At 61.4% G+C, this 25,029-nt stretch carries 23 protein-coding genes and 1 pseudogene; 13 read left to right on the top strand and 11 right to left on the bottom strand.

Going from position 1 to position 25,029, the window contains the following annotated elements; translation table 11 throughout:
* Nucleotides 1-1,356 carry a uracil-xanthine permease family protein gene (locus tag ACZ881_RS17780; protein WP_091464434.1) on the top strand — a complete coding sequence of 452 codons (1,356 nt, stop codon included), beginning with the start codon at nucleotides 1-3 and terminating at the stop codon, nucleotides 1,354-1,356.
* Nucleotides 1,357-1,404: 48 nt separating this feature from the next.
* Here the strand turns inward: ACZ881_RS17780 and ACZ881_RS17775 are convergent, their stop codons facing one another.
* Nucleotides 1,405-2,871, bottom strand: a complete 1,467-nt coding sequence (locus ACZ881_RS17775) for a GH25 family lysozyme (RefSeq protein ID WP_476117402.1) — start codon at nucleotides 2,869-2,871, stop codon at nucleotides 1,405-1,407.
* Nucleotides 2,872-2,998: 127 nt separating this feature from the next.
* The gene (locus ACZ881_RS17770; protein WP_476117400.1) at nucleotides 2,999-3,820 is read right to left on the bottom strand and encodes an alpha/beta fold hydrolase; all 822 of its coding nucleotides are present in this window, start codon (nucleotides 3,818-3,820) and stop codon (nucleotides 2,999-3,001) included.
* A 173-nt stretch (nucleotides 3,821-3,993) separates the two neighbouring features.
* On the opposite strand from ACZ881_RS17770, the gene ACZ881_RS17765 reads away from it, so the two are divergent.
* The 6 genes and pseudogenes from ACZ881_RS17765 to ACZ881_RS17740 form a co-directional block, all read left to right on the top strand.
* A complete protein-coding gene (locus tag ACZ881_RS17765) occupies nucleotides 3,994-5,310 on the top strand; it encodes an ABC transporter substrate-binding protein (RefSeq protein ID WP_476117398.1) in 1,317 nt (438 codons plus the stop codon).
* Between the two features lie 64 nt (nucleotides 5,311-5,374).
* A complete protein-coding gene (locus tag ACZ881_RS17760; protein WP_476117396.1) occupies nucleotides 5,375-6,475 on the top strand; it encodes a carbohydrate ABC transporter permease in 1,101 nt (366 codons plus the stop codon).
* Nucleotides 6,472-7,374 (top strand): carbohydrate ABC transporter permease, encoded by a 903-nt coding sequence (locus ACZ881_RS17755; protein ID WP_179018063.1) that lies wholly within the window; start codon nucleotides 6,472-6,474, stop codon nucleotides 7,372-7,374. Before ACZ881_RS17760 ends, ACZ881_RS17755 begins: the two co-directional genes overlap by 4 nt.
* Nucleotides 7,374-8,831, top strand: a complete 1,458-nt coding sequence (locus ACZ881_RS17750; protein WP_476117394.1) for a GH1 family beta-glucosidase — start codon at nucleotides 7,374-7,376, stop codon at nucleotides 8,829-8,831. The genes ACZ881_RS17755 and ACZ881_RS17750 overlap by 1 nt, the downstream gene beginning before the upstream one ends.
* Nucleotides 8,832-8,875: 44 nt before the next feature.
* Complete coding sequence (locus ACZ881_RS17745) at nucleotides 8,876-9,895, top strand: LacI family DNA-binding transcriptional regulator (protein WP_476117489.1); 1,020 nt, start codon at nucleotides 8,876-8,878, stop codon at nucleotides 9,893-9,895.
* A 24-nt stretch (nucleotides 9,896-9,919) separates the two neighbouring features.
* Nucleotides 9,920-10,711, top strand: a pseudogene (locus ACZ881_RS17740) (Gfo/Idh/MocA family protein); the annotation flags it as partial.
* A 166-nt stretch (nucleotides 10,712-10,877) separates the two neighbouring features.
* On the opposite strand, the gene ACZ881_RS17735 reads toward ACZ881_RS17740, so the two are convergent.
* Both ACZ881_RS17735 and ACZ881_RS17730 read right to left on the bottom strand, forming a co-directional pair.
* Nucleotides 10,878-11,165 carry a helix-turn-helix domain-containing protein gene (locus ACZ881_RS17735; RefSeq protein ID WP_178994743.1) on the bottom strand — a complete coding sequence of 96 codons (288 nt, stop codon included), beginning with the start codon at nucleotides 11,163-11,165 and terminating at the stop codon, nucleotides 10,878-10,880.
* Entirely contained in the window at nucleotides 11,165-11,656 is a 492-nt protein-coding gene (locus ACZ881_RS17730) for a DUF2975 domain-containing protein (RefSeq protein ID WP_476117392.1), read from the bottom strand. The genes ACZ881_RS17735 and ACZ881_RS17730 overlap by 1 nt, the downstream gene beginning before the upstream one ends.
* Before the next feature lie 193 nt (nucleotides 11,657-11,849).
* Here ACZ881_RS17730 and ACZ881_RS17725 point away from each other — a divergent pair, with 193 nt between their 5' ends.
* Nucleotides 11,850-12,416, top strand: a complete 567-nt coding sequence (locus tag ACZ881_RS17725; RefSeq protein ID WP_476117390.1) for a type 1 glutamine amidotransferase domain-containing protein — start codon at nucleotides 11,850-11,852, stop codon at nucleotides 12,414-12,416.
* A gap of 487 nt (nucleotides 12,417-12,903) precedes the next feature.
* On the opposite strand, the gene ACZ881_RS17720 is transcribed toward ACZ881_RS17725, so the two are convergent.
* Both ACZ881_RS17720 and ACZ881_RS17715 read right to left on the bottom strand, forming a co-directional pair.
* Nucleotides 12,904-13,491: an SMI1/KNR4 family protein gene (locus ACZ881_RS17720; RefSeq protein ID WP_476117388.1), complete on the bottom strand. Its 588-nt coding sequence runs from the start codon at nucleotides 13,489-13,491 to the stop codon at nucleotides 12,904-12,906.
* Nucleotides 13,492-13,765: 274 nt separating this feature from the next.
* Nucleotides 13,766-15,598: an FG-GAP repeat domain-containing protein gene (locus ACZ881_RS17715; RefSeq protein ID WP_476117387.1), complete on the bottom strand. Its 1,833-nt coding sequence runs from the start codon at nucleotides 15,596-15,598 to the stop codon at nucleotides 13,766-13,768.
* Between the two features lie 232 nt (nucleotides 15,599-15,830).
* On the opposite strand from ACZ881_RS17715, the gene ACZ881_RS17710 reads away from it, so the two are divergent.
* Both ACZ881_RS17710 and ACZ881_RS17705 read left to right on the top strand, forming a co-directional pair.
* Complete coding sequence (locus tag ACZ881_RS17710) at nucleotides 15,831-16,157, top strand: hypothetical protein (RefSeq protein ID WP_476117385.1); 327 nt, start codon at nucleotides 15,831-15,833, stop codon at nucleotides 16,155-16,157.
* A 38-nt stretch (nucleotides 16,158-16,195) separates the two neighbouring features.
* Entirely contained in the window at nucleotides 16,196-16,747 is a 552-nt protein-coding gene (locus ACZ881_RS17705) for a dihydrofolate reductase family protein (RefSeq protein ID WP_179018057.1), read from the top strand.
* 48 nt (nucleotides 16,748-16,795) lie between these two features.
* Here the strand turns inward: ACZ881_RS17705 and ACZ881_RS17700 are convergent, their stop codons facing one another.
* On the bottom strand, nucleotides 16,796-17,749 hold the full coding sequence (locus tag ACZ881_RS17700) for an ArsR/SmtB family transcription factor (RefSeq protein WP_476117382.1): 954 nt from the start codon (nucleotides 17,747-17,749) through the stop codon (nucleotides 16,796-16,798).
* A 56-nt stretch (nucleotides 17,750-17,805) separates the two neighbouring features.
* Here ACZ881_RS17700 and ACZ881_RS17695 point away from each other — a divergent pair, with 56 nt between their 5' ends.
* Nucleotides 17,806-19,086, top strand: a complete 1,281-nt coding sequence (locus ACZ881_RS17695; protein ID WP_476117380.1) for an MFS transporter — start codon at nucleotides 17,806-17,808, stop codon at nucleotides 19,084-19,086.
* An 80-nt stretch (nucleotides 19,087-19,166) separates the two neighbouring features.
* Here ACZ881_RS17695 and ACZ881_RS17690 read toward each other — a convergent pair whose 3' ends face one another.
* Together ACZ881_RS17690 and ACZ881_RS17685 are read right to left on the bottom strand one after the other, a co-directional pair.
* Complete coding sequence (locus ACZ881_RS17690) at nucleotides 19,167-19,610, bottom strand: hypothetical protein (protein WP_476117379.1); 444 nt, start codon at nucleotides 19,608-19,610, stop codon at nucleotides 19,167-19,169.
* A gap of 374 nt (nucleotides 19,611-19,984) precedes the next feature.
* A complete protein-coding gene (locus tag ACZ881_RS17685; RefSeq protein WP_476117377.1) occupies nucleotides 19,985-20,428 on the bottom strand; it encodes a YdeI/OmpD-associated family protein in 444 nt (147 codons plus the stop codon).
* A gap of 96 nt (nucleotides 20,429-20,524) precedes the next feature.
* Between ACZ881_RS17685 and ACZ881_RS17680 the strand changes: the two genes are divergently transcribed.
* Nucleotides 20,525-20,785, top strand: coding sequence for a DUF2630 family protein (locus ACZ881_RS17680; RefSeq protein ID WP_476117375.1), 261 nt, complete (start codon nucleotides 20,525-20,527; stop codon nucleotides 20,783-20,785).
* A gap of 11 nt (nucleotides 20,786-20,796) precedes the next feature.
* On the opposite strand, the gene ACZ881_RS17675 is transcribed toward ACZ881_RS17680, so the two are convergent.
* Together ACZ881_RS17675 and ACZ881_RS17670 are read right to left on the bottom strand one after the other, a co-directional pair.
* Entirely contained in the window at nucleotides 20,797-21,939 is a 1,143-nt protein-coding gene (locus tag ACZ881_RS17675; RefSeq protein ID WP_476117373.1) for a glycerate kinase, read from the bottom strand.
* Nucleotides 21,940-22,134: 195 nt separating this feature from the next.
* Complete coding sequence (locus ACZ881_RS17670; RefSeq protein WP_476117488.1) at nucleotides 22,135-23,106, bottom strand: D-2-hydroxyacid dehydrogenase family protein; 972 nt, start codon at nucleotides 23,104-23,106, stop codon at nucleotides 22,135-22,137.
* A 65-nt stretch (nucleotides 23,107-23,171) separates the two neighbouring features.
* Here ACZ881_RS17670 and ACZ881_RS17665 point away from each other — a divergent pair, with 65 nt between their 5' ends.
* Nucleotides 23,172-24,998, top strand: a complete 1,827-nt coding sequence (locus ACZ881_RS17665) for a glycoside hydrolase family 2 protein (RefSeq protein WP_476117487.1) — start codon at nucleotides 23,172-23,174, stop codon at nucleotides 24,996-24,998.
* Nucleotides 24,999-25,029: the final 31 nt, after the last annotated feature.

Genomic DNA, 25,029 nt, shown 5'->3' with positions numbered 1-25,029 from the left:
ATGAGCATGCTCGGCATCAAATGGAAGCTCCACGGCAACGGCAAGTCCATTCGCCCAGGCCACGTGGTGGCTCCCGACGAGCGGCTCGCGTGGCCGTTGACCATCGGCATTGGCATGCAGCACGTAGTTGCCATGTTCGGCGCCACCTTCCTGGTCCCCATCATCACTGGCATGCCGCCGGCCACCACCCTGCTCTTCTCGGGCATCGGCACCCTGCTCTTCCTGGTGATCACCAAGGGCCGGGTGCCCAGCTACCTTGGTTCAAGCTTCGCGTTCATCGCCCCGATCATGGCGTCGCAGCAGCAGTACGGCGTCAGTGGCGCCTTGGGCGGCGTGGTGCTTGCCGGCGTCGTACTGGCGCTTATTGGTGCGATCGTCCAGAAGTTTGGAGCCGAATGGATCAACCGGCTCATGCCTCCGATCGTCACTGGCGCGATCGTGGCGCTGATCGGACTGAACCTCGCGCCAGCCGCGAAGGCAAACTTCGACGCCGCTCCCGTCACCGCGCTGATCACGCTGGTGACGATCATCCTGGTCAGTGTCCTATTCCGCGGAATCCTGGGGCGCCTGAGCATTCTGGTGGGCGTTGTGGTCGGGTATCTCGTGGCCATGATGCGCGGTGAGGTGTCCTACGAAAAGATGGACGCCGCCGCGTGGGTTGGCCTGCCGCTGTTCCAGACGCCCGAATTCCACCTTGGCGTGGTGGGGCTGTTCGTCCCCGTGGTGCTGGTGCTCGTGGCTGAAAACGTGGGGCATGTGAAGTCGGTGGCCGCAATGACCGGCCAAAACCTCGACGGCGTCTCCGGCCGCGCGCTGATGGCCGACGGCGCCGCCACTGTACTTGCCGGTTTCGGCGGCGGTTCCGGTACCACGACGTACGCGGAGAACATCGGCGTCATGGCCGCTACCAAGGTCTACTCGACGGCGGCCTACTGGGTGGCCGGTATCTTCGCCATCCTGCTGAGCTTCTCCCCGAAATTCGGCGAACTGATTGCCACGGTCCCGGCCGGCGTCCTGGGCGGTGCTGCGACCATGTTGTACGGCATGATTGGCGTGCTCGGTGTGAAGATCTGGGTTCAGAACAAGGTCAACTTCTCCAACCCGATCAACCTGACCACGGCTGCCGTAGCCCTGATTATTGGCATCGCGGACTACACGTGGACCATCGGCGAGCTGAAGTTCACTGGCATTGCCCTGGGGTCAGCCGCTGCACTGGTGATCTACCACGGCATGAAGGGGCTGGCTCGTTGGCGCGGGACCGTCGCCGAGCCGGAAACCGAGACGGCGGGCCTGCCTCCTGCGGTGAAGTCGGCGATGAACGCTGCGGCCAAGAGGGACGGGAAGAAGGGGAAGTAGGGCTTCCTTCCGGGCAATTCGGATGTGGCGTTAAGCCGCGAGCAGCCCTTACTGGTCCCCAAACTTGGTGTCGAAACGGTTCATAAACGCGGCCATGGCATCGCGGGCCACTGGCTCAAAGGGCCTGTACGTCTTGGTCCCATCGGCTTCGGTCCATCCGGAACTGATGCCGCTGCTCGCGAGCCACGTGATCTGTTTGTAGAACGGGTTGGTCGTGGCAACGTCCGTAAACGGCGACTCCGCGGGGGCATTGAACTCCGGCGAACCGGCCAGCCTGTACATAAACGCGGCCATGGCATCGCGGGCCACCGGTTCAAAGGGCCTGTACGTCTTGGTCCCATCAGCTTCGGTCCACCCGGAACTGATGCCCTTGCTGGCAAGCCACGTGATCTGTTTGTAGAACGGGTTGGTCGTGGCTACGTCCGTGAAGGGCGACTTGCCGGGGGCTGTGAAGGCAGGTGAGCCTGCCAGCCGGTACATGAAGGCGGCCATAGCGTCACGGGCTACGGGGGCCAAGGGTCGGTAGTTCCTGGCTCCGTTGGCCTCGGTCCATCCTGTTGAAATGCCACGGGACCCGAGCCAATTGACTTCGGCGCTGAACAAACCATCGGATATGTCGGAGAAAATGGGGCCTGGGTTGCTGGCGAAGGCCGTCAACTGCCCGACGGTACCGTTGAAGACATTCTGATCACCCGGGAACACGCCGGAATCGGCGTACTGCCACAAGGTGTGGGCGTTCCAACCAGCTGGCAGCGCCCCGGGTGTCGACTCCCACCTGGCGATGTGCAGAGGGTGGTTCCCGAAGCCATTGGCCTTACCCGTGCAGGTATTCCACCAGTCGGTGGTGGTGTAGATGGCAGGAAGGCGGCCGGTTCGCGACAGGATGGTGGTGGCGAAATCGGAGACCCACGACACCATCTCGCCAGGGGTCATTCCGTAGCAAGTGCTGCCGTAGGGGTTGTATTCGAGATCCAGCAGGGCAGGCAGTGTTTTTCCATCCGGCGTCCAGGCTGCACCACTCTGGAGGAAGTAGCTGGCTTGAGCGGCACCGGACGACGCGTTGGGGAGGGCGAAATGGTAGGCGCCGCGCAGCATCCCGGCGGAAGCGGCTCCGGCGTATTGGTCAGCGAAGTATGGGTTGCTGTATTCGGTCCCCTCGCTGGCTTTGACGTACGCGAACTTGGCCCCGTTTGCTGCAGCCTTGGTCCAGTCCACCACCCCTTGGTGGCTACTGACGTCCATTCCGGGTACGCCCGGCATTGCAAAAGCCGACTCTGTGGCCTGAATGGAGAACAATTGGCCTGCACTTTCATGACCACGAATGGTCGATCCCATGGCGTGGTCGTTTTGGGCTGCGGGCGATTCTTCGGAGGCGTTGGCCGCCGTTGCACCAGCCGCGGCGAGAAGCATGGTGGCGAGCAGGACAGCGGCCGTTTTAGCGCCGGCGAACCCTCGTGTCAGCGGTTTGGCTGAAGTTTTCGGGAGGCTTGAGCGGCTGGACATGGAGAATTTCATTCGACGATTCCTTCGACGTTCGAGAGGAACCGGCGCCCCCACGTGGTTCAGCCCAGCCTACTATCCAAAGTCACACTCCCACTTCCGCCATGAACGCCGCGCGCCGCTCCAGCACATCTTTAGGGTCTCACCCCGGTCTCACCCCGGGACGGCCAACGGTCAACGTCGAAGTGCGGACCCGCTCCAACCACTCGCCAAGGAGCGCCGCAGTCAGCTCCGGTTGATCCAAGTGTGCGTTGTGGCCGGCACGGTCAAGGACGGCAACCGTGGCCTGCGGATAGCTGCCGGCCAGGGCCACCTGATCCTGATACCCGACCACATGGTCCTGTCGCCCTGCCACAATCAAAGTGGGTCCTTGATAAGTCTGAAATCGAGTTTCCGGCTCAGCAGTGAGCGCGTAGTTGTTGGCGATCCGCGTAGTGGCAACCCGATCAAACGCCCTCAAACCCGGCAAAGCCGCTTCGCGGAACCGTAACCAATTCTCTTGAGATTGGACTACGGCCATTTCCCCATAGTCGGACGCATCTTCCGGAGTCAGGGACGCCATCAGCGCCGGATCCGCCCGCAGGACAGCCTTAGCGGGCAGGACCCGCGCCCATTGGTCCGCGACAGCGACGGGGCAAATCAACGCCAGGCCCAAAACCTGATCCCCAAATTCGGCCACAAGCTGACGTGCCAGCATCCCGCCAAAGGAATTGCCCAAAACTGCGAACTTCTGAGTCCCGAGATTGTCTCGAACGAAGGAAGAAACCGCATCAGCAACGGCGTCAGTGCTGTCGATCTCCGGTCCGGCCGGAGACTGCCCCATTCCCGGCAGGTCGAGATAGATCCGCCGCCAATCACCACGCTCAGCAAGCACTGGGTCGAGCCCCAACAACAGATGATGATCGACGCAAAAGCCATGAATGATCAGGATCGGGGTCCCCACCCCGTGTTCAACAGAATGCACTTCCGAACGCTAGCATCGCGGCGCAGTTAGACCGTCTTTTTCGGACATATCAGCCTCATTGAGAGAGCGCTCTCTTGACGCACGTGACTTGCAGCACATACATTGGTCCCACATCCCAGAGAGCGCTCTCTCGCCCTAGGCGTACGGTCGCTCGAACACACAAAGGAGTGATCGTGGAGTTTTCGCGACTAAGGAAATTCACTGCCCTCGCCGGCGTAGCCTCTCTTGCCCTCGTGGCGGCAGGCTGCAGCGGCGGAGGCGACAAAGCGGCGAGCGCCGACAATCCCGTCACACTGACCGTGACCACCTTCGGCACTTTCGGATACGACGACCTGTATGCCGAATATGAGAAGCAGAACCCCGGCGTCACCATCGAGGCCACCAACATCGACCGCGGTTCCAACGCCAGGACCGATGCGTTCACCAAGCTCGCCGCCGGCTCTGGCCTGAGCGATGTCACCGCCATCGAGGAAGGTTGGCTCGGCTCCATCATGGAGGTTTCGGACCAGTTCGTTGACCTCAAGGAACACGGCGCCGAGGACATCAAAGGCAACTGGGTGGACTGGAAGTACAAGCAGGGCACTGACCCCAACGGGCGCGTCATAGGCTATGGCACGGATATCGGACCGCAGGCATTGTGCTTCAACGGCAAGCTCTTCGAAGCTGCCGGCCTGCCGAGCGACCGCGAAAAGGTGGCCGAGCTCTTCGGCGGCAAGGACGCAAGCTGGGATACGTACTTCAAGCTCGGCCGCCAGTACAAAGAGGCTACCGGCAAGGCCTGGTATGACCAGTCCGGATTCGTCTGGAACTCCATGGTCAACCAGATGGACGAGGGCTACTACACCAAAGACGGCAAGCTGAACGTTGAGGGCAACAAGGACATGCGGGCAAAGTTCGACATGCTCGCTGCCGGCACTGCCGATGGCCTGTCCTCCAACCAGACCCAGTTCGACTGGGGTAACGGCAAGGCCTTTGTGGACGGGTCCTTCGCAACACACGTATGCCCGGCTTGGATGCTCGGCACCATCAAGGGCCAGCTCGAGTCCGCAGGCGGCGGGGCGGCAAGCGGCTGGGATGTAGCGGACGTGTTCCCGGGCGGTGCCTCCAACTGGGGCGGTGCGTTCCTCTCGGTTCCCAAGAGCTCCAAGCATCCGGCTGAAGCAGCAAAGCTGGCAGCCTGGCTGACCGCACCTGAGCAGCAGATCAAGCAGTCCGCTGCAGCGAACAACTTCCCCAGCACCCTCGAAGCCCAGGCAAAGATCGTGGAAGCAGCAAAGCCGAACGAACTGTTCAACAACGCCCCGTATGGCGCCATCTTTGAGTCCCGCGCCGAGGGTGTCATCGCCCAGTTCAAGGGTCCGGATGACTCTGTGATCCAGGAGAACGTCTTCGGTCCCGCCCTCAAGATGCTCGATTCGGGCAAGGGTACGGCCGATGAGGCCTGGAATGAAGCCGTCAAGCTCCTCAACGACCTCGTGGTCAACAACTAGCAGAACCCGGCCGTGGGGCCTCCGGGATAACCGGAGGCCCCCTCACAGAGTCTGAGACCCGTCCATGACCACCACATTGAACCGCCCGGCAGCCAGCAGATCGGCCGCCAACAAACCAAAACCGACGTTCCGTCAACGCCTGAACGTCTTCGATATGAAGGCGTCCCCCTACCTCTACATCGCCCCGTTCTTCATCCTGTTTGCCTTGGTGGGCCTCTTTCCCCTGGGCTACACGTTCTTCGTCTCCCTCTTCGACTGGCACCTGCTCAAAGGCCAGGGAGAGTTTGTGGGATTCCAAAACTTCGCTGAGGTGCTGCAGGACAGGTTCTTCTGGAACTCCCTCTTTAACACCGTCAGCATCTTCCTGATTTCCACCATCCCCCAGCTGATCATGGCCACGATCATTGCCGCGGTCCTGGACCAGAACCTGCGAGCCAAGACCTTCTGGCGCATGAGTATCCTGCTCCCCTACGTCGTCACTCCCGTGGCCGTCGCCATGATCTTCACCAACATGTTCGGGGAGCAGTACGGGCTCATCAACAACATCCTGTCGAGCTTCGGCATCGATCCCATCATGTGGAAAAACGACACCCTTCCCAGCCACATCGCCATCGCCACCATGGTGAACTGGCGTTGGACGGGCTACAACGCGCTGATCCTCCTGGCCGCCATGCAGTCAGTACCGCGCGATATCTACGAGTCTGCAGCCATCGACGGCGCCGGCTCTGTCCGCCGCTTCTTCAGCATCACCCTGCCCAGCATTCGACCCACCATGGTGTTCGTCATTGTCACGGCCACCATCGGCGGGCTGCAGATCTTCACAGAGCCCCGACTGTTCGATCCCGTGGCTGCCGGCGGAACGGCACGGCAGTTCCAGACCACCGTTCTGTACCTGTGGGAGATGGCCTTCCAGCGGCAGAACTTCGGCAAGGCCTCCACCATCGCCTGGCTCCTGTTCCTGATCATCCTGCTCTTCGGCATCGTGAACTGGTTGATCTCACGCCGTATCGCCACAAATGGCGACGATCGCGGTGCTGCCAGCCGCCGCCGTCGTAAGCGTTCTTCCGCCCCGAACGTAAAAGCGGACGACGCCGGCCTCCCGGCCCAGGCGGCAGCGGCAGAACCGGCCACCGCAACAGAACCAACCCCGAGGAGCGGGCAATGACCCTCACGCAAAACCGGCCACAAACACCGGCCCTTCAGCGAACCTCCCGATCCCTGGCCACACGGAAGGCACTCTTTGGCAACGGCCGACGGCCCGGCTTCCTCACTTATGGGTTGCTGCTCGCGTTCTTCCTGGCATCGGCCTACCCGCTCTGGTGGTCCGTGATCATCGGCAGCCGCTCCAACGAAGCCCTCGGGGAAACCTGGCCGCCGCTGCTCCCGGGCGGCAACTTCTGGACCAACGTTGGCGAAGTCTTCGACACCATCCCGTTCTGGCTCGCGCTCGGCAACAGCGTCCTGATCTCGGGCATCATCACCGTCTCGGTGGTGGGATTCTCCACCCTGGCCGGGTACGCGTTCGCCAAACTGCGCTTCCGCGGCCGCAACTGGCTGATGGTGGCAGTGATCGCCACCATGGCGATCCCGACGCAGCTCGGCATCATCCCGTTGTTCATGCTGATGCGCACGCTCGGCTGGACAGGTGAGATCGGCGCCGTCGTCATCCCTACCCTTGTCACGGCGTTCGGAGTCTTCTTCATGCGGCAGTACCTGGTGGACGTGATCCCGGACGAGCTCATCGAGTCGGCGCGCATGGACGGCGCATCCATGATCTCCACCTTCTGGCACGTGGCGCTCCCCGCCGCACGCCCGGCCATGGCAATCCTCGGCCTGTTTACGTTCATGACGGCATGGACTGATTTCCTGTGGCCCCTGCTGGTGCTCGACGCCGGCAACCCCACCTTGCAGACGGCGCTCAGCCAACTGCAGTCGGCCCGTTACGTGGACTACTCGATCGTCCTGGCCGGTGCCGTCATGGCAACACTTCCGCTGCTGGCCCTCTTCGTCATAGCGGGACGTCAACTTATATCCGGAATCATGCAAGGAGCAGTGAAGGGCTAATGCCATTCGAAGCAACAACCCACCCAGCGACCACTCCCTTTAACAGGGTTTGGCCCAAGGGCTTCATCTGGGGCTCGGCTACCGCCGCAGCCCAGGTGGAAGGCGCCAGCCACGAGGGCGGCAAGGAAGATTCCGTGTGGGATGCTTTCGCCCGCGTTCCGGGTGCCATTGCCAACGGCGAGACGCTGAAGGACGCGGTGCAGCACTACCACCGAATGCCCCAGGACGTCAGGATCATGAAAGAGCTGGGCCTGGATTCCTACCGGTTCTCCACCAGCTGGTCCCGTGTCCGGCCAGGTGGCCGTACCGCGAACGCCGAAGGCTTGGACTTCTACTCCCGCCTTGTGGATGAACTGCTCGACGCCGGAATCCTCCCTTGGTTGACGCTTTACCACTGGGACCTGCCGCAGGCGCTGGAGGAGAAGGGCGGCTGGGCCAACCGCGATACTGCCTACCGCTTCGTCGACTACGCAAACGATGTCTACTCGGCGTTGGGGGATCGCGTCCAGCACTGGACGACATTTAACGAACCGTTCTGCTCATCACTTCTTGGCTATGCGGCGGGCGTGCACGCTCCGGGTCGGCAGGAACCGGACGCGGCCGTAGCGGCGATCCACCACCAGCATCTGGCCCACGGCCTGGTGGTCAACGAACTACGGAGTCGCGGCGCGCAGCAATTGGGGATCACGCTGAATCTCAGCAACTCCATTCCGCGGGATCCTTCCGATCCCGTGGACCTCGATGCGGCGCGCCGGTTCGACTCGCTGCAGAACCGGATCTTCCTCGATCCAATCCTCCGTGGCGCTTACCCGGAGGACACCCTCAATGATCTTGGGCAGTTCGGCATCCGTGACGTCATCAAGCCCGGCGACCTGGAAACTATCGGTGCGCCCATCGATTTCCTGGGCGTCAACCATTACCACGATGACCTCATCAGCGGACACCCCACTGCTGAACACGGAGACGGCCACTCGGGCGGCGCAACGCGGCCGACGTCGTCGTGCTGGATCGGTTCGGAGGATATCGCCTTCCCGAGCCGCGGCCTGCCACGCACGGCCATGAACTGGGAGGTCAACCCTGATGGACTGCGGAAGCTCCTGGTGCGCCTTGGCGAGGAGTACCCGACGCTGCCGCCGCTGTACATCACGGAAAACGGCGCTGCGTACAACGACGTCGTCAGTCCTGACGGAGCAGTCCACGACGCCGAGCGGACCCAGTTTGTCCTCGACCACATCACAGCTGTTGGTGAGGCGCTCGACCAAGGTGCCGATGTGCGCGGCTACTTCGTTTGGTCGCTCCTGGACAACTTCGAGTGGTCCTGGGGTTACGGCAAGCGCTTCGGGGTTGTTCGCGTGGACTATGACACCTTTGAACGGACGGTGAAGGACAGCGGACTCGCTTACTCCCGCGTTATCGAGGCAGCCAAGGCATCTGCGACCGCTACCGTCAACGCCTAAAGTAGCCTTCAGAGGCTTACTTTTCTTACGTTCCGGAGATGACGATGACGCAGGACACCAGCGGCCCCCGGCCGGTACCCACCCTTGAGATGGTGGCTGCCTTGGCCGGGGTGTCGCGGGCCACCGTGTCCCGCGTCGTCAATGACAGCCCTAGTGTTGACCCGGAACTGGCACAGTCCGTGAGAAAAGCGATTCTTGCACTCGACTACACGCCAAACCGTGCCGCACGTTCCCTCGCCAAACGCCGGGCGAATGCGGTCACACTGATCGTCCCGGAGTCGACATCCAAGGTCTTTGCGGACCCCTTCTTCGCATCGGTGGTCCAAGGCATTGCCCTGTTCCTGACCGATACCGAGTACACGCTGAACATGGTGATCTCCTCTGAGTCGAAGCCGGAAAAAACCCGCAGCTTCCTGCTCGGAGGCAACGTGGACGGCGTCCTGGTGGTGTCGCACCACAGCGGTGACAACTCCTGGACGCACCTTTCGGGATCACTTCCCATGGTGTTCGCCGGGCGCCCCTTAGTAGGCGGCAAGGAAAGCTACTACGTGGATGTGGCCAACGAGCAAGCGGCATACGATGTCACCCGGCTTCTGACCGAGAGCGGCCGAAAGAACGTTGCCACGATAGCGGGTCCCCAAGACATGCCCCCGGGCATTGACCGCCTCGCCGGGTGGAGGACTGCCGTGCGGGAGGCAGGTCTTGGGGAGGGCTTGATGGAGGAAGGCGACTTCACTTTGGCATCCGGTTCCAAAGCAATGCACCGTTTGCTGGATCGGGGCGTGCCGATTGACGCTGTTTTCGCGGCGAACGACCAAATGGCCGCCGGCGCCTACACCGCCATCCAAGGGCGGGGCCTGCGCATCCCGGAGGACATCGCCGTCGTCGGTTTTGACGACGATTCCTTCGCTACCTCAGTGACCCCCGCCCTCACCACCGTGCATCACCCGATTGTTGAACTCGGCAAGAAGATGGCCGAGACCCTGGTGAACCTGATCGAGGGCAAACCGGCGGAACGCGTCACCAGAATGCCAACCTCGATCGTCATCCGCGATTCCGTTTAGCGCCATGCCTTGAAAGGCTCTTCCATGCTTCCTGCCCCCGTCAGCACCACGGCTCCCTCCGTCGCAACAGGCCGCCCCATCCGTTGGGGAGTAGTGGCCACGGGATCCATAGCCCTGCGCGTGGTGCAGGATCTTGCGCTCCTTGAGGACGCCGTCCTGCAAGCTGTCAGTTCCCGCTCGGAGGTTGCGGCCCGGAGCTTTGCTGAAAAGTTCAGGTTTGCCACCGCCTACTCGGATGCAGGAGAGACGCCGGGCTACGAGCGGCTGCTGGCCGACCCCGCCGTCGACGTCGTCTACATCGCCACACCGCACGCTCAGCATCACGCCGTCGCGCTTGCCGCGCTTAACGCGGGGAAGCACGTCCTGTGCGAAAAGCCCATCGCCATGGATGCCGTGCAGGCACGCGAGCTGTCCGATCTCGCCCGGGATCGTGGGCTTTTCCTCATGGAAGCGGTGTGGACCCGGTTCCTGCCGAGCTTCTGCCGCGCCGTCGAGATTTTGCGATCAGGGGAGATCGGGGAGCCACGCTGGCTCCAAGCTGACCTCGGTTTCGTGCCAGCATTCGATCCCGCGTCCCGGATCTGGGATCCGGCTGCTGGCGGCGGAGCATTGCTGGACCTCGCCGTGTATCCGCTGACATGGGCGCTCGGAGTTTTCGGTGAGCCCCGCAGCATGCTTGCCACCGGAGTCCTGACTCCTGAAGGTGTGGACCTGCAGAATTCCCTTGCCCTGGATTATGAGAGCGGAGCGCATGCGCAGTTCATCACGTCGATCGGCGCGGAGTGCCCCAGCGTGGTGACTGTCGGAGGGACGGAAGGTTGGCTGCGATCCTCCGCTCCCCTTTTCAACCCGGCCGAGCTCATCATCCAGCCACGCAGCGGCACGCCGCGGACGGAAAGGTTCGAGGTGACCGGGCACGGATTCAGCTACGAACTGCGCGAGGTGACACGGTGCCTTCAGGCTGGGCTGACTGAGAGCCCGTTCATGACTCCTGGGGAGTCGGTTGCGATGATGGAACTGCTGGACGAGGCTCGTCGGCAGATGGGTCTGCGCTATCCCAGCGATCCTCAGTCTCCCACCGCAGTAGATCCCCTGGTTGGCAGTCCAGTACCTCGCACAGCGCTTCGAGCGTAGTAAACCTCACGGCCTTCGCTCGCCCGTTCTTGAGTACAGCCAAGTTGGCTGGCGTGATCCCAACTTTCTCGGCCAGCACTCCAACCGGCATTTTGCGCTTGGCCAGCATGACGTCAATATCCACGATGATCGGCATCAGATCACCTCGTCGAGCTCGGAGCGGAGATGTGCGGCTTCGACGTCCCGCGCTACAGCCTGTGCGAGCAACGTGCGCATCACCAACACAACCAGCGCCACGCCACCGGTCATCAACGCCGCTCCACAGATCAGCATGACGATCCCTGGTGCGGTCTCGCCGGGCGCCAGAATCACCGCGATGCCGAAAACCAGCACCGCCGCGAAAGCGATGGCTCCAAAGATGATGTCCACGTACCGGAAAGCTCCGTGGGAGAACACCGTCCCTCGGCGCACCATGGTCAGCAAACGCCAAACGCAGACTGCAACCACCTGGACACACAGAATTCCCAGGACCACGATGGCCAGCAGCGCGATGCGAGGACCATCCGGGGCCCCGGCCTCAAGCAGATCCGCTGAGAGCAGGGGAACCATCCACACCTGCACAAACAACGAACCCGCCAGCACCATCGCAATGACTATCCGTAGCGCGAGGATGGTCAGTTTTCCCATGGAAACTCCTTTATCGAACAACAACCTGATTCTATCGATATTCGATAGTTACGCAACTGCAGTTACGGTTTCCACTGATAGTCAGTTTGCTTACTAAAAGCTCTTTCCCTAGGCTTGGACAGGTCAGACAAACAACTCTCACAGCGGCGGACCACGCTCAAAAAGCACCCCGCCGCGCAATGGAGGAGGAACAATGTCAGAACACAACATCACAGGCAAGAAGGTCGCATTCCTGTTGACGGACGGCGTGGAGCAGGTGGAGCTCACCAGCCCATGGCAGGCTGTCAAGGATGCCGGCGGCGAGCCTACTCTCGTGGCTCCCTCCAAGGGAAAGCTCCAGGGTTTCAACGGCGTGGAGAAGGGTGACACTTTCGACGTCGACCTCGCGGTAGCCCACGCCAACGCCTCCGATTTCGACGCGCTGGTTCTTCCCGGAGGCGTTGTCAACGCCGATCATCTCCGCGTAGACAAGGACGCGCAGAACTTCACGCGCGCCTTCTTTGAGCAGCACAAGCCGGTTGCCTCGATCTGCCACGGACCGTGGATCCTCATCGAAGCCGGCGTGATCAAGGGCCGCAACGTCACCTCGTATCACACGCTTCAGACCGACCTGAAGAACGCCGGCGCCAACTGGACCGACGAGGAAGTGGTGGTGGACCAGGGCTTGGTCACCAGCCGCAACCCGGACGACCTCCCAGCCTTCAACAGCAAGGTTGTGGAAGAGATCTCAGAAGGCCAACACGCCGGACAGACCGCCTAACGGTCAGCGACCCACCTACGGCGAGTGCCGCCGTCGTACTTTCACAAGAAGTACGACGGCGGCACTGGTCTTTTGACGCTTCATAGTCTCTCCTCAAATAGCCCTGAACGAATACGGCCAAACTGTCAGCGCAGACCAGGTGTCGGGGTCCCAAGTAGGGCAAGTCCCATCACTCAAGGTCCATGGCTCCGATAGCCGGGGGGCCCGTAGAATCCGAATCGAAGAGGGGAGGGACAGTTGTGCCCGAGATGACGACACCCGACGTCTCACGGCTCGCGCAGGTCGGAGAGACGCTTGCACGATGGCAGGGTCATCCACGTCGGTTTTCCCGGCATAGCGGAGGACAAGTACATCCTTACCAAAAACGAATAACGGATCTGCTTGACCATGACCTCAACGGCCCTGCAACCGTTTCCTGAAGGTCGCGCTGTGGCTGCTGTGCAATCTGAAGGGCGTGGTGTGGATCAGCTTCAGCTAGCGGTTTGAATCAATGGGTCCAGTAATCTGCTTGGGGATTTAGACGGCGCGCGAGGTCCCAATAGGCGTCATCGTCCATTTCAAGCCAGCCATCGTCCTCATGGAAAACGCCTTGACCGTAGGCTTCCGCGAACGTAGCAAGCATTTCTTTGATTGAACAGAATTGCATCCTGTGGAACTCCTGCTCGAAACGAAAGTCGAACACAGGTTGGCTAGCAGGTTCCGAACAGTCCACGAAAGAGTAGTCACCGCCTCCGTTTGTCAGAAGAGGAAACCACGACGGGCTCACCGGAAGTTCCTTGAAGCTCTCAAAAGCCTTGAATGAATCCTCCACACTCAAAAGATAAAAACCAGGTATCAGATGCGCGTCATCCAAAACCACGCCTCCTGTGACGTTCGTACCATCGTGCCATCGGTACAGTGCGGCCAGTTCGGGGCCCAGGTGCAGTCCCTGATGAGTGAATCTTTGACGGATCAGCTCGGGCTCAAGTCCGGGATTAAGCAACTGCACGGTCGGCCGATGAAGCAGCGTCATGTGTTTTTCGATGAGCGCAATGGACTCGGGGATCGGTTTCGTCACGGAATCAATTTCCTCCATTAGATTCTCGGGGTATGGCTGCGTGGGTCCCAAGCGCGTCCATCTTTTCCGTTCGCACCCCGGTGTCGTTGCATGGATTGCAAGTTAGAACCGCCTGTTCACTGGCGTCCTGACCGAACCAAGAACCTTGGACAGCGACTTCTAACTCGAATCCAGCGGAGTGTGACGGTTCCTTCGGTATGGGCTAACAGCTGTGAATAGCACCCGAGGGCCAGCAGCAAGCAGGCCAGACCGCTTAGCGGTCACCCACCCGCCCTGTAGAGTTCCCTGCTGATTAGAACAGTGCGGTGAAGACGTCCCAGTCAGCGCCGACCAAAGCCCGGGGCTTCCAGCTTCCCGACTTGAAGGGGTATAGATACATGTACCCCGCGCCGTCTATTCCGTAAATATCGGTCCAGCCGTCATAGTCCCGGTCGCCCGCGCTGAACACGCCCTTGAAGGACTGCCAACCAGAGCCGATCACCTTCGAGCCGAGCCAACCACCCTTGCCGTTGGACGAATAGAGGAACAACTGGCCACCCGCGTTGGTGGCGAGGATGTCTGCGTGCGAGTCTCCGTCAAAGTCGCCAGTTGAAAAGACCCTGTTGAACATGTTCCAGCCAGCCCCAACTTGTCTTGGAGCTACCCAGCCACCCTTACCGTTGCCTGGGTAGAGGAGCAGCCTGCCGTCCCGGTCTTTGGCCAGGACGTCATCGTGGCCGTCGGAGTCGAAATCACCGGGAGCCATGAGTTCGGTCATACCCTGCCAACCGACGCCCACCAAGGACGCGGGCTTCCACCAATATTGACCGTCAGCGGGGTACATCCACAGTTCCCCGGAGGGCTTACGGGCCAGCACATCGGCGTGCCCGTCCTCATTGAAGTCCCCGGGCGAGAAGATCTTGTCAAAGACATTCCACCCCGTTCCAACCTCCTTGGGGAACGATCCGAAGTACTTGCCCCACATCCAGAGCCTGCCGTCAGTAGTCCGGGCCATCAGAAAGTCGCTGACTTCCCGATTGACGTAGTTCCGGGATGGGGCTGGATTAGTCACATATGCAGTCGAATCACTGACGAAACGGCCTACAACTTTGCCCTCAAGCGAAACAACGGCGGCGACGCGCACAGTTCCTCCGCCGTCTGCGTCTTTGACAACGTAGTCCACGCCAGGGGCAAGCCCTGTGCCAGCGGGATATGGTGTGGACTTAGTAAGCCAAAAAAGTTCCACTTTGGGAGTCGAGCCGACCGGAATGCCTTTGATGGACGAGACGTCAAAGCTTGCCTTCAATGCGGAGTTGATCCAAGGCTTCCCTGAGACAGCGATCGGGCCGCTCGTGACGAACAGATAGGGCTCCGATTCGGCGGATACCGATTTGAACCCCGGGGTCACCGTTGTGATACGCAAGGACACTCCCTTCCCCGCATCAGTGGATTGGACGGATCCTTCGAAAGGCTCCGTTCCGTATTCGTAGCGATAGAGCTTCGCAACTCCCCCCGAAACCCACTGCACATGCACCTTCGTGACGCCTGCGGTCCACGTACCGGGAGATATCGTGCCGTCTACCCCGTAGTTCCAGTTGCTCCACAAATCTTGGTCCGCTTGGAATTTAGGCAAAACCGAGGCTTGTGGGGTCCGCAAAACTCTCGAAGGGTTGCTTATGGCGAAGTCAACATTTTGAAGCAGCGGATCTCCAGCGTTGTCGCTAAACAGATAATCGGATGAGCTGTTCCTTAGGGCCGCAGTTTCGGCCGGGTAGGACTGCCCGCTCTTTTGGAAGACAATACGAACGTCGGACAACCGCTGCAGACCTTCGTAGAAGTCACTGGCGCCTATGACTGCCGTGGCCTCAGCTGTGAACGGGCCGGGCCCAGGGTCGCCCGTCCAGATCAGGCTACGAGGCTCGGACAAGGACGCATCGCGGTACCGGAACTCCACGCGTTGCGCAGGTTGGCTTAGCGTAAAACGCACCCTTGCGGTTTGCCCAGGCGCTAGTTGGGCTGCAGAGACCAGCTCAACGGCTGTGAGCTTGGGGCCTTCACTCGCCGCTGTGACCGCATTGGCTGGCGAGGCCGGGAGTCCGACCATCATCAACAGCACGGCCACCAGCGAGGCCGTAAGCTTCGACAACAACCTACATTGACGCGGTTTTCCCCACACACTATCGGCGGTTTTTGAACGCACTTCTCCCCCAATATTCAGGCTATGAATGGCCTGATAGAGGCCTCTCGCTAGAGAATACAGTTTCCTCGCAGAAATACGTGCTATGTGACTGCGGCGCGGGCGGCAGCTCCGCCGTCGTAATGTTGCGCAGGTCACACTCGACGCATACGCTGGGGGTCGCTGCAGCGTGGCAGCAAGGATGAAAGGCATTACATTGGCCAGCGACAAGCTCTCCGTAGTTGTTCGCGTCGACGTTGACGGCGAACAGATCCAGATCGCAGCGACCGGTCGAGTAACCACCCTGAGCCTCCAAGGGCTCTACCCGGTGGTTCAACGCACCAAGAGCCTCGGCGGCGGGCTCGGCGTTGAGATGGACCTATCCCAAGCGACCATTGACGAGGATGCGCTCGATCAACTGCAGGGGTACGCCGCACTCCATGAGGTGCCCGTGCGCCTCGCAGCGGAACTCACCAACGTGACGGTCCTCCCCTCCCGCGGTCTCCAAACCACCAGCCGCGCTGCCTAACATCGCTTCCCATCACGGCCGCCTAACAGGAGAACCAATTGCGCAAAGTCACCGCCGGCTTGTTCCACTCCGTGGATGGCGTAGTGCAGGACCCCTTCAAGTTCCAGTTCGACAGCTTCGACGACGAACTGGGCACGGGACTCACCAAGATGATCAACACGGTGGACACCGTGGTCCTGGGTCGTGTCAGCTACCAGGAGTGGGCCGGCTATTGGCCCAACGCGCCGCGGGACGAAGACTTTGCTGCCTTCATCAACCCTGTCGAAAAGTTCGTTGCATCCCGCACCTTGTCCGAACCCCTTGAATGGGAAAATTCCCACCTGATTGAGGGCGACCTGGAGCAGTTCGTCACGGAGCTGAAATCGCGGGAAGGCGGCGAAATCGCCGTCTGCGGCAGCATCTCCCTGGTCCGCCAGCTCTTCTTCGCGGGCATCCTCGATGAACTCACCCTCATGACGCACCCCGTAGTTGCGGGCAGTGGGCGACGACTTTTCGAAGATGGCGATCCGCTGCACCGGCTCGCGTTGGAAAACCAATACGCCACCAGCAAGGGCAACGTGGTCAGCACCTACAGCCTGCGCGAAGACTAAAGCGCACGACGGCGGTAGTCACCCGCCGCCGTCGACCTGCATGAACGGTCACCCCAGCAGCAGCGCCGCTCCCAGTTCGCTCCTGAAGTAGAGCACGCTGTGTCCGTATCGTGTTGATGTCACGAGTCCAGCGCCTCGGAGCACCCTGAGGTGCTGGTTCACAGCGGACGTTGTGACCCCGAAGCGCAGGCCCAGCTCGGTGGACGACGCCGGGGCAGCCAGCGCAGTGAGCAGGCTGGTCCGAACCTCCCCCAACACAGCCACAATCGCAGCCGGATTCGTAACGCACTCCGTTTCCCACATGGCACCCTGGCCCCGAACCGGATACATCAGTAGCGGCGGGTCGCCGTGGTTCACGGGAGCAGAGGCCCTGCGGGTGAACATTGTGGGAACAAGGGTCAACCCCAGGCCGTCAGTCCTCTCGGTCCGGGACGCCGGGTTCTTTAACCTCACATAAATCACGCGGCCGTCGAACTCCACAGCACCAGACAAGTCGTTCAGCATCGTGAACAGTCCACCTTGCGCAATCTGCCGGCCGCGGTAGACGATGTCCGCTTCCAGAATGGTGCGCATGCGGAGCCAGTGCGGTGCGAAGCAGGTGTCCCAGAACTCCCGGAGGATACGGACCATACGCCGCGTCGCTGGACCAACAGGGCCGGAAAAGACAGCCGGAACAGCTCCGTGCACTCGGATCAGGTCGCCATGAAACTGCTCGGCTGAAATTTGTTCCAATGCATCAAACTCGTCATCGATCCTCGTGAGCGGTGACTGAGGCCGCGGGTTCAGGAAGTCCGGTGTCCACAGTCGGTCATCCACCAAGGCCAGCAATCCATCCAGGTCCAAGCGTGAGCGGGCCTCTTCTGTCCGACGCAACCATGGCAGTTGAAGTGGATACTGGCTCGGGTCGCGAATAGCCCTCAGGGAAAGTCCCAGTTCACATAGAGGCGAGATTCCGAAACGCACGCCGCCCAGATCTGCGTCTGACAACTCGTACCTCAACATGAAGCATTACGCTACATCAATACCAGCCACCGGCAGGGAGTGGCAGAACTACATGTGTGACTAAATCCCCCGCAGACACCGCTCAATCCCAAAAGCACAGCCTCCGCGTCGCGCTCTCAGATCCCACCCTCAAAATTCTCGCTTCTGCCATCCTCGTGGCCACGGTGGGCCGCGGCATCTTCCTCACGTTAACGGTTCTGTACTTCAGTCGCTTCGTTGGGCTGAGTGCCGTGGAAATCGCCGTGATCCTCTCAGTTTCCAGTGGGGTGGGCGTCGCGACGTCCTATATTGGTGGTCGTCTCGCCGACCGCTTCTCCGCACGTCGGCTCCTTGTAGGCATGGTCGCCATCGAAGGTCTGGCGATCGCAACCTATACGTTCGCCGGAAACTTCGGCACCGCCGTCGTCATTGCCTGTATTGCAGTGGGCGTGAACCGCGGCGCGAATGCCACGCGCTCCGCGATCATCGCCCGGGCCTTCGACGGTCCGAACCGCGTGAATGCGCGCGCAGTCCTCCGCACCATCACAAACCTGGGCATCGCCGTGGGAGGCATGATTGCCGGACTCGCACTGCTGGCCGGCACCGCCGACGCGTTTCGGGGAATGATGATCGGCGCCGGCGTGGTCTACATCCTAAGCGCGCTACACCTCCGCCGGCTGCCTGGCCGGGTAGACGCACCGCGTCACGATCCCGTCGGCCATGCCCCGAAGCGGGGCGTCTCCCCCTTCAGGGACCGCCGCTATGTACTGCTTACCGTGCTGTCCGGCATTTTCGGCATGCAGTTCGGGCTGGCCGAGATGGGCGTCCCGTTGTGGATTTCACAAGACACCAGTGCGCCGGACGTCCTGATCTCCGTCATCCTTGTCATCAACACTCTGTGTGTAGTTTTGCTGCAGGTGCCGCTCTCCCGTGGCACCGACGACCCTCGGCGCGCAGGAAAAATCGTGATGACCGGTGGTGTACTAATGGCGGTAGCCTGCGCACTTTACGCAATGGCGGGCGGAGTGCCGGTCATCGCAGCCATCACCCTCCTATGTGGCGCGGCACTCCTTCACTCGTTCGCAGAAATCCTCTCGCAGGCGGGGGCCTGGGGACTCAGCTTCGAACTCGCCAACCCCCTCCAAGCAGGCGCTTATCAAGGGATGTTCGGCATGGGATCAGCCCTGGGGGCCATGCTGGCACCGCTGGTGGTGACCGCCACCGTCGTCGAACATGGCACGCTGGGCTGGGCCATCCTAGGCGCGGTCTTCCTGGCGTCGGCGGCGGGAATTGCGCTAATAGCGCGGGAGGCTCCTACGACGACGGCACTCGCCCCGGCGGCCCGCTTATCTGCGTAGGTTGTGGCGTCTGGAGATAATTCATTACGCGGAAAAGCGCCTTACGTTTGTGAGTGAGCCTTCAGGCGCAGGCGAAACAGTCATTCACGACTTCCTAGTTCGAGCAGATCCACATCAACATAACCGGTGCCCGGTTTGGGAGAACCGCGTTTCTTGCGAAGCCGGGCGGCCTTGTACTCGTCCCTGGCCAGTTTGAACCCGTACCAAGCAATAAAGCCTGCGAGCCCCATAACCCAGAGAGCACCCCATGAAAGACCCTCTCCCTGCCAAAGTGGGGACAGGAACATGGCTACAGCGGCGATGAATCCCACGCATCCAAGAGTCGACAGAATGGCCATCCCCCACCAAGTGCTGACTTGGGCTTGGCCGCGACCCGGCGAAAACCCAATTTCATCGCCCGGATAACTGTGGAGTTCACCGCTAATGGTCCTACGGAGCACTCGCTTCTCGCCATTGGCGATCGCCTGCTTGTGTTCGGCGTACACGGCATCCTCACGCCGATAACGCTCCCGGTCATAAACCACGGCCAACCCCCCGAAGATTCAAAAGTCCAGCCTAGCGGCCAACGCACGACCGCGGGGTCGGCTCAGAATCTCGGCTTAATCGCGAAGAGCGTGTGGCCGGCCCGGATGGTCAAGGTCCTGGCCGGCCACACTGTCCGCCTGGGCAAGCGGACAAGTGCGCGGCCGGCCAGCCGACGATGGGGGCCTTGCTCGCGCACGGTGACCAGCCGACAAGAGGGGTCTCTTGCCTCATCGACTGTGGCTGTTGTTCTGCATCCGAAATGCGCTCTGCAGCCTGTCACTACTTGGTAGTGGGGCCAGCCGGATGAATATGACGTGATTCTAGTCACCTATAATTGGGGGGCCGTGATGGCGAACTGCCAGGCCTGAAGGTGCTATTTCTTGCCGGCCCTCAAATCCGCAACTACTTTCGCGATCCGCCGGGCACGCGTCTCTTCGGTCTTGGCATCACCGATCGGCTCGACGTAGCGCCGCTGGCTGCTGTAGTTCAGCGCGGCGTAGAAGGCCTTTGCCTCAGGCTCCGCATCCAGCGCGGCGGCCAAGTCCTCGGGCACCTCGACGACCCGGGGTTCGGTATCTACTTCAAGACCAACGTCCACGGTGTCCCCCGCCGCAGTTCCGGTCAGTTCACGGTTCGCCGAGCTGACACCCACCATGTATCTCCCGCCCATCACGGCGATGCTACTGCGGTAACTCTGGCCGTTGATGGTCACTACCACCGGGGGCCGCTTGCCCGCACCGAGCCCCTCGACAATCGCGTCCGGAACTTCGATGCCCGCCTTGTTGCCATCGCCAACGATGGTCGCAGTGAATTTCATGACCCAAGTATGCCGTCGGCCACCAGTAGACGCATCCCGTCAGCAAGACTACGTTCGAGGTAACCACGCAATCCCCGCTACCCAAGGAGAAAGAACATGGACGAGCAGGACCTTCTGGAGCGCATCCAATCGTTGGTTGAGGAGGAGCACCGTCTCCGCGACACCACGTCAGGGGGCGGCGGAACCGAGGAAGACGTCGACGGCGATGGCAGCCGCGCACGACTGGCTCAGCTCGAAGCGCAGCTCGACCAGTGCTGGGACCTGCTGCGCCAACGCCGGGCGAAGAGAGACGCCGGGGAGAACCCCAACGAGGCCGAGCCGCGCCCCATCAGTGAAGTGGAAGGCTACCGACAGTAGCCCGCATTCCACTACGCCCCTTCAAGCACCTGACTCGTCGCCCACGCCAAGTATTTGGCGGCGTTGGCAACGGCATCGGCGATGTCCGGAACACCATCCTTGCGCTGCGCGACATCCAACAGCTGGGCCGCGGCAACGATGCCGTGCTTCGCCAGGTCCTCAGGCGTGACGGTGATGCGCCCGGCCACAGCGATCACGGGAATTCCGTGCACACTTGCGGCGTCAGCCAAGGCTATGGGCGCCTTGCCGGTGAGCGATTGCTCATCCATGGAACCCTCGCCGGTAATGACGAGATCTGCCTCGCCGAGGTGCTTGGCAAGGCCTGTCAGCCCGGCGACCAGCGCAAAGCCACCTTCCAGCGTGGCATCAGTGAATGCGAGGAACGACGCCGGGAACCCGCCTGCCGCCCCAGCTCCCGGAACGTTTACGTCGCGGCCGGTGGCCTCCCGAAGGAGCGACGCCCAGTTGCGGAGACCGGCGTCGAGCTTTTCAACGGCGTCCTCGCCCGCTCCCTTCTGGGGACCGAAAACATGCGCCGCACCTTCCGGCCCGTACAGCGGGTTTTGGACGTCGACGGCGATGCGGAACTTCACGGCGGACAGCCGCGGATCCAGTTCGGAGACATCCAAAGCAACGACGTCGGCCAGGGAACCTCCGCCAAGGGGCACCACATTGCCGGCCGCATCAAGGGGTTTGAGCCCCAACGCACGCAAGGCGCCGCTGCCGCCGTCGGACATTGCAGAGCCACCCAAGCCGAGCACGATCTCGGTGGCGCCGGCGTCGAGGGCCGCTGCCACTAGCTGGCCACAACCGTAGCTGTGGGCACGCAATGAATTCTCCGGCGTCGGTTCCATGTGGGCCAGGCCGGAGGCCATCGCGGTCTCGATCACGGCGCTTGCCCCGCCGAAGGAGTCCTTGCGGATTGCCCATGAGGCTCCGACAGGCTTGAGGATAGGGCCAACAACGGCGTTGTTCCGTTCCTCGTAACCAGCAGCAATAGCGGCGTCCAGGGTACCTTCGCCGCCATCGGCAACGGGGAACTGGGTGGTCACGGCGTCCGGGTAGACGCGCAGGGCACCTTCGGCCATGGCTGACGCGGCTTCGGCGGCGGTCAGGGATCCCTTGAACTTGTCAGGGGCTATGAGGATACGCATGGGTCCATCTTGCCAGCTTCGCCGGGAAAGCGCTTGCCCAACGCGTAACTTAAGTGCGTGCTTGCGGGCATCGCGCCTGCTTCCGCCAAACGCCCCCGTAACCTCTGGTGCGATAAGCGTTAGCGGGTGCGACCACTACGCCCAACAGGTGCGAGCGGTGCTCACGGTTGCGAGCGCCGCTAGCAAGAGCCGGAATTATCCGCCGATTACCCTCACTGGAGCCCCATCAAGCCACGCCTTCACATCTTCGAACGCCCCGCCATAGAACTGCCGGTAGCTCTCGTGCGTCACGTAGCCGATATGCGGCGAGAGAACGGTCCTCGAAGAATGCACCAGCGCATGCCGCGCCGGCAGGGGTTCCTCCTCGAAGACATCCAGGGCCGCGCCACGGATCCAACCCTCCTCCAGAGCTCGGATCAGCGCCGCCTCGTCCACCAGGGGCCCGCGCGCAGTATTGACCAACACGCCGTCGGGGCCCAGAAGTCGCAGTTCTTCCGGGCCAACGATGCCTTCCGACCTCTCGGATAACCGCAGGTGCAGCGTCACGACGTCGGACTCCCGGAACAACTCCTCTTTGCTGACCTTGCGGGCACCAGCAGCCTCAGCAGTTTCCGCCGTGAGGTTCTGGCTCCAAGCGAGGACGTCCATCCCGAATGCCTTCGCATATCCCGCCATCCGCTTGCCGATCTTGCCCAAGCCAACTATTCCGAGGGTTTTGCCCTCGAGTTCAAACCCGACGCCGGTCTGCCAGCCGCCAGCGCGCAGGGAGTTCTCCTCCACAGTCAGGTTTCGGGCAAAAGCCAGAAGCAAAGCCCACGTCAGCTCGGGCGCCGCAGCCGGTGAGCCGCCCGTTCCGCACACCACGATGCCGCGTTCCGCCGCCGCTTCAAGGTCGATCGCCGCATTCGCCATGCCAGTGGTTACCAGCAGCTTCAGGTTCGGCAGCGAATCAAGGACGTCCTGTGGAAAACGGGTTCGCTCGCGCATCGCCACAATGATGTCGAACGGCGCCAACGCGGCCACGGCTTGCTCTTCCGAAAGGAAAGGCGCGCTGAAGACGCTGACCTTCACGTCGTCGTCGAGCAATGAATCCCACGGGGCATAATCGCCGGAGACCTGCTGGTAATCATCAAGGATCGCTAAACGGAATCGGGTCACGGTATTCATCCTTGCGCGGCGGCCGGTGGTACTCAACCCCGTGGCACGTTAGGTTTTTGATTGTGAGCCAAAATGTGACCCCTGCCATGCCCAAACCCGAGCATCCCCGTCCGCAATTAGTCCGCGACAAGTGGCTGAACCTCAACGGCACCTGGGGATTTGAGATCGACGCCGGCGACTCCGGCTTGGAGCGCGGACTCACCACGCGCGAACTCAACAGCGAAATCCTGGTTCCGTTCGCACCGGAATCTGCACTTTCGGGGATCGAGCACGTCGATTTCATGGAAGCCGTCTGGTACCGGCGAACGGTGGCGATCCCTCAGGAGTGGGCGGGTCAGAACATTCTGCTGCACTTTGGCGCCGTAGACCACGACGCCACCGTATGGGTGAACGGGGTTGAAGTAGCCCGTCACCGTGGCGGCTTTACACCCTTCACTGCAGACCTCGGAGGAGTGGCCGAGCCCGGAACGGAAGCCGTAATTGTGGTGAGGGCCAGGGATTCACGGCACGAGATGCAGGCACGCGGCAAGCAGGCCACGTGGTACAACAACACCCACTGCCAGTACACCCGGACCACGGGAATTTGGCAGACTGTGTGGATGGAAGCGGTCCCCGCGGTTCATATCAAACGCCTCCGCATGACTCCCAATCTTGCTGACGCCAGCATCACACTGGAGGTACCCGTTAGCCGTAACCGCAGCGGGCATACGGTCACCGCCGTCCTCAGCGACAAAGGTGACGTGCGTGTTGAGGCCACAGCCAAAGCAGACCTGGACCTCACGCCGTCACTCCGCCTCACCATCCCCACAGAATCCCTGCGTCCTTGGTCCGTCGAAGATCCCTTCCTCTACGACCTCGAAGTCAGGATTCACGATGGGTCCGGCGATGTTGTTGATCAGGTCAGCAGCTACGCAGCCGTCCGGTCCATTGCCTTGGACGGCAAGGTGGTTCGCATTAACGGCGAAGCTGTCTTCCAACGACTCGTTCTGGATCAGGGCTACTGGCCCGAGTCACTGATGACCTCACCGGATGACGCTGCCTTGATCAAAGACATCAAATTGTCCATGGCCGCAGGCTTCAACGGCGCCCGTTTACACCAGAAGGTCTTCGAGGAGCGCTTCCTCTATCACGCTGACCGCCTCGGTTACCTGGTGTGGGGCGAGTTCGGCGACTGGGGTGTCTCCGGCGGAGGCACTGTGGGGCACAACCAAAAGCCAACAGCCAGCTTCGTGGCGCAATGGTTGGAAGTGCTGAAACGCGATTTCAACCACCCCTCCATCATTGGCTGGTGCCCCCTCAACGAGACGCACCAAGTTCTCCACGATCGGCTGACAGTGCTGGACGACGTCACCGAGGCCATGTTCCTGGCCACCAAGCTCGCTGACCCCACACGCCCGGTCATTGATGCTTCCGGTTACGCACACCGGATCCGGGACACGGACATTTACGATTCCCACTCCTATGAGCAGGACCCGGACCGCTTCCGCATCGAGCAACAGGGGTTGGCGGAGGGAAAGCCGTACATCAACCGCAAGGCCGACGGCGAGGAATACTCCGTTCCATACGCGGGCCAGCCCTACTTTGTCTCGGAGTTCGGCGGGATCTGGTGGAACGAAGTTGAGGCCCGTCAGGCTGTGGACGGAAGCGACGTCGCCACCTCATGGGGCTACGGCCAACGCGTCAGCAGCGAGGAAGAGTTCTACACCCGCTTTGATGGCCTCTGTTCAGTACTGCTGGATAACCCGGACATGTTTGGTTACTGCTACACCCAGCTAACGGACGTGTTCCAGGAGAAGAACGGCATCTTCAACTTTGACCGCAGCAAGAAGTTCGATCTGGAGAGAATCCGCGCAAGCCAAGTTCGGCCTGCCGCGATCGAGACCCGCCGAGGTGGCAGTTAACCCCAATGTTTCCGCCTGGGACTGTCATTAA

This window comes from Paenarthrobacter sp. TE3676 (assembly GCF_056279165.1).
This window is presented reverse-complemented; position numbering and strand designations above follow the sequence as displayed.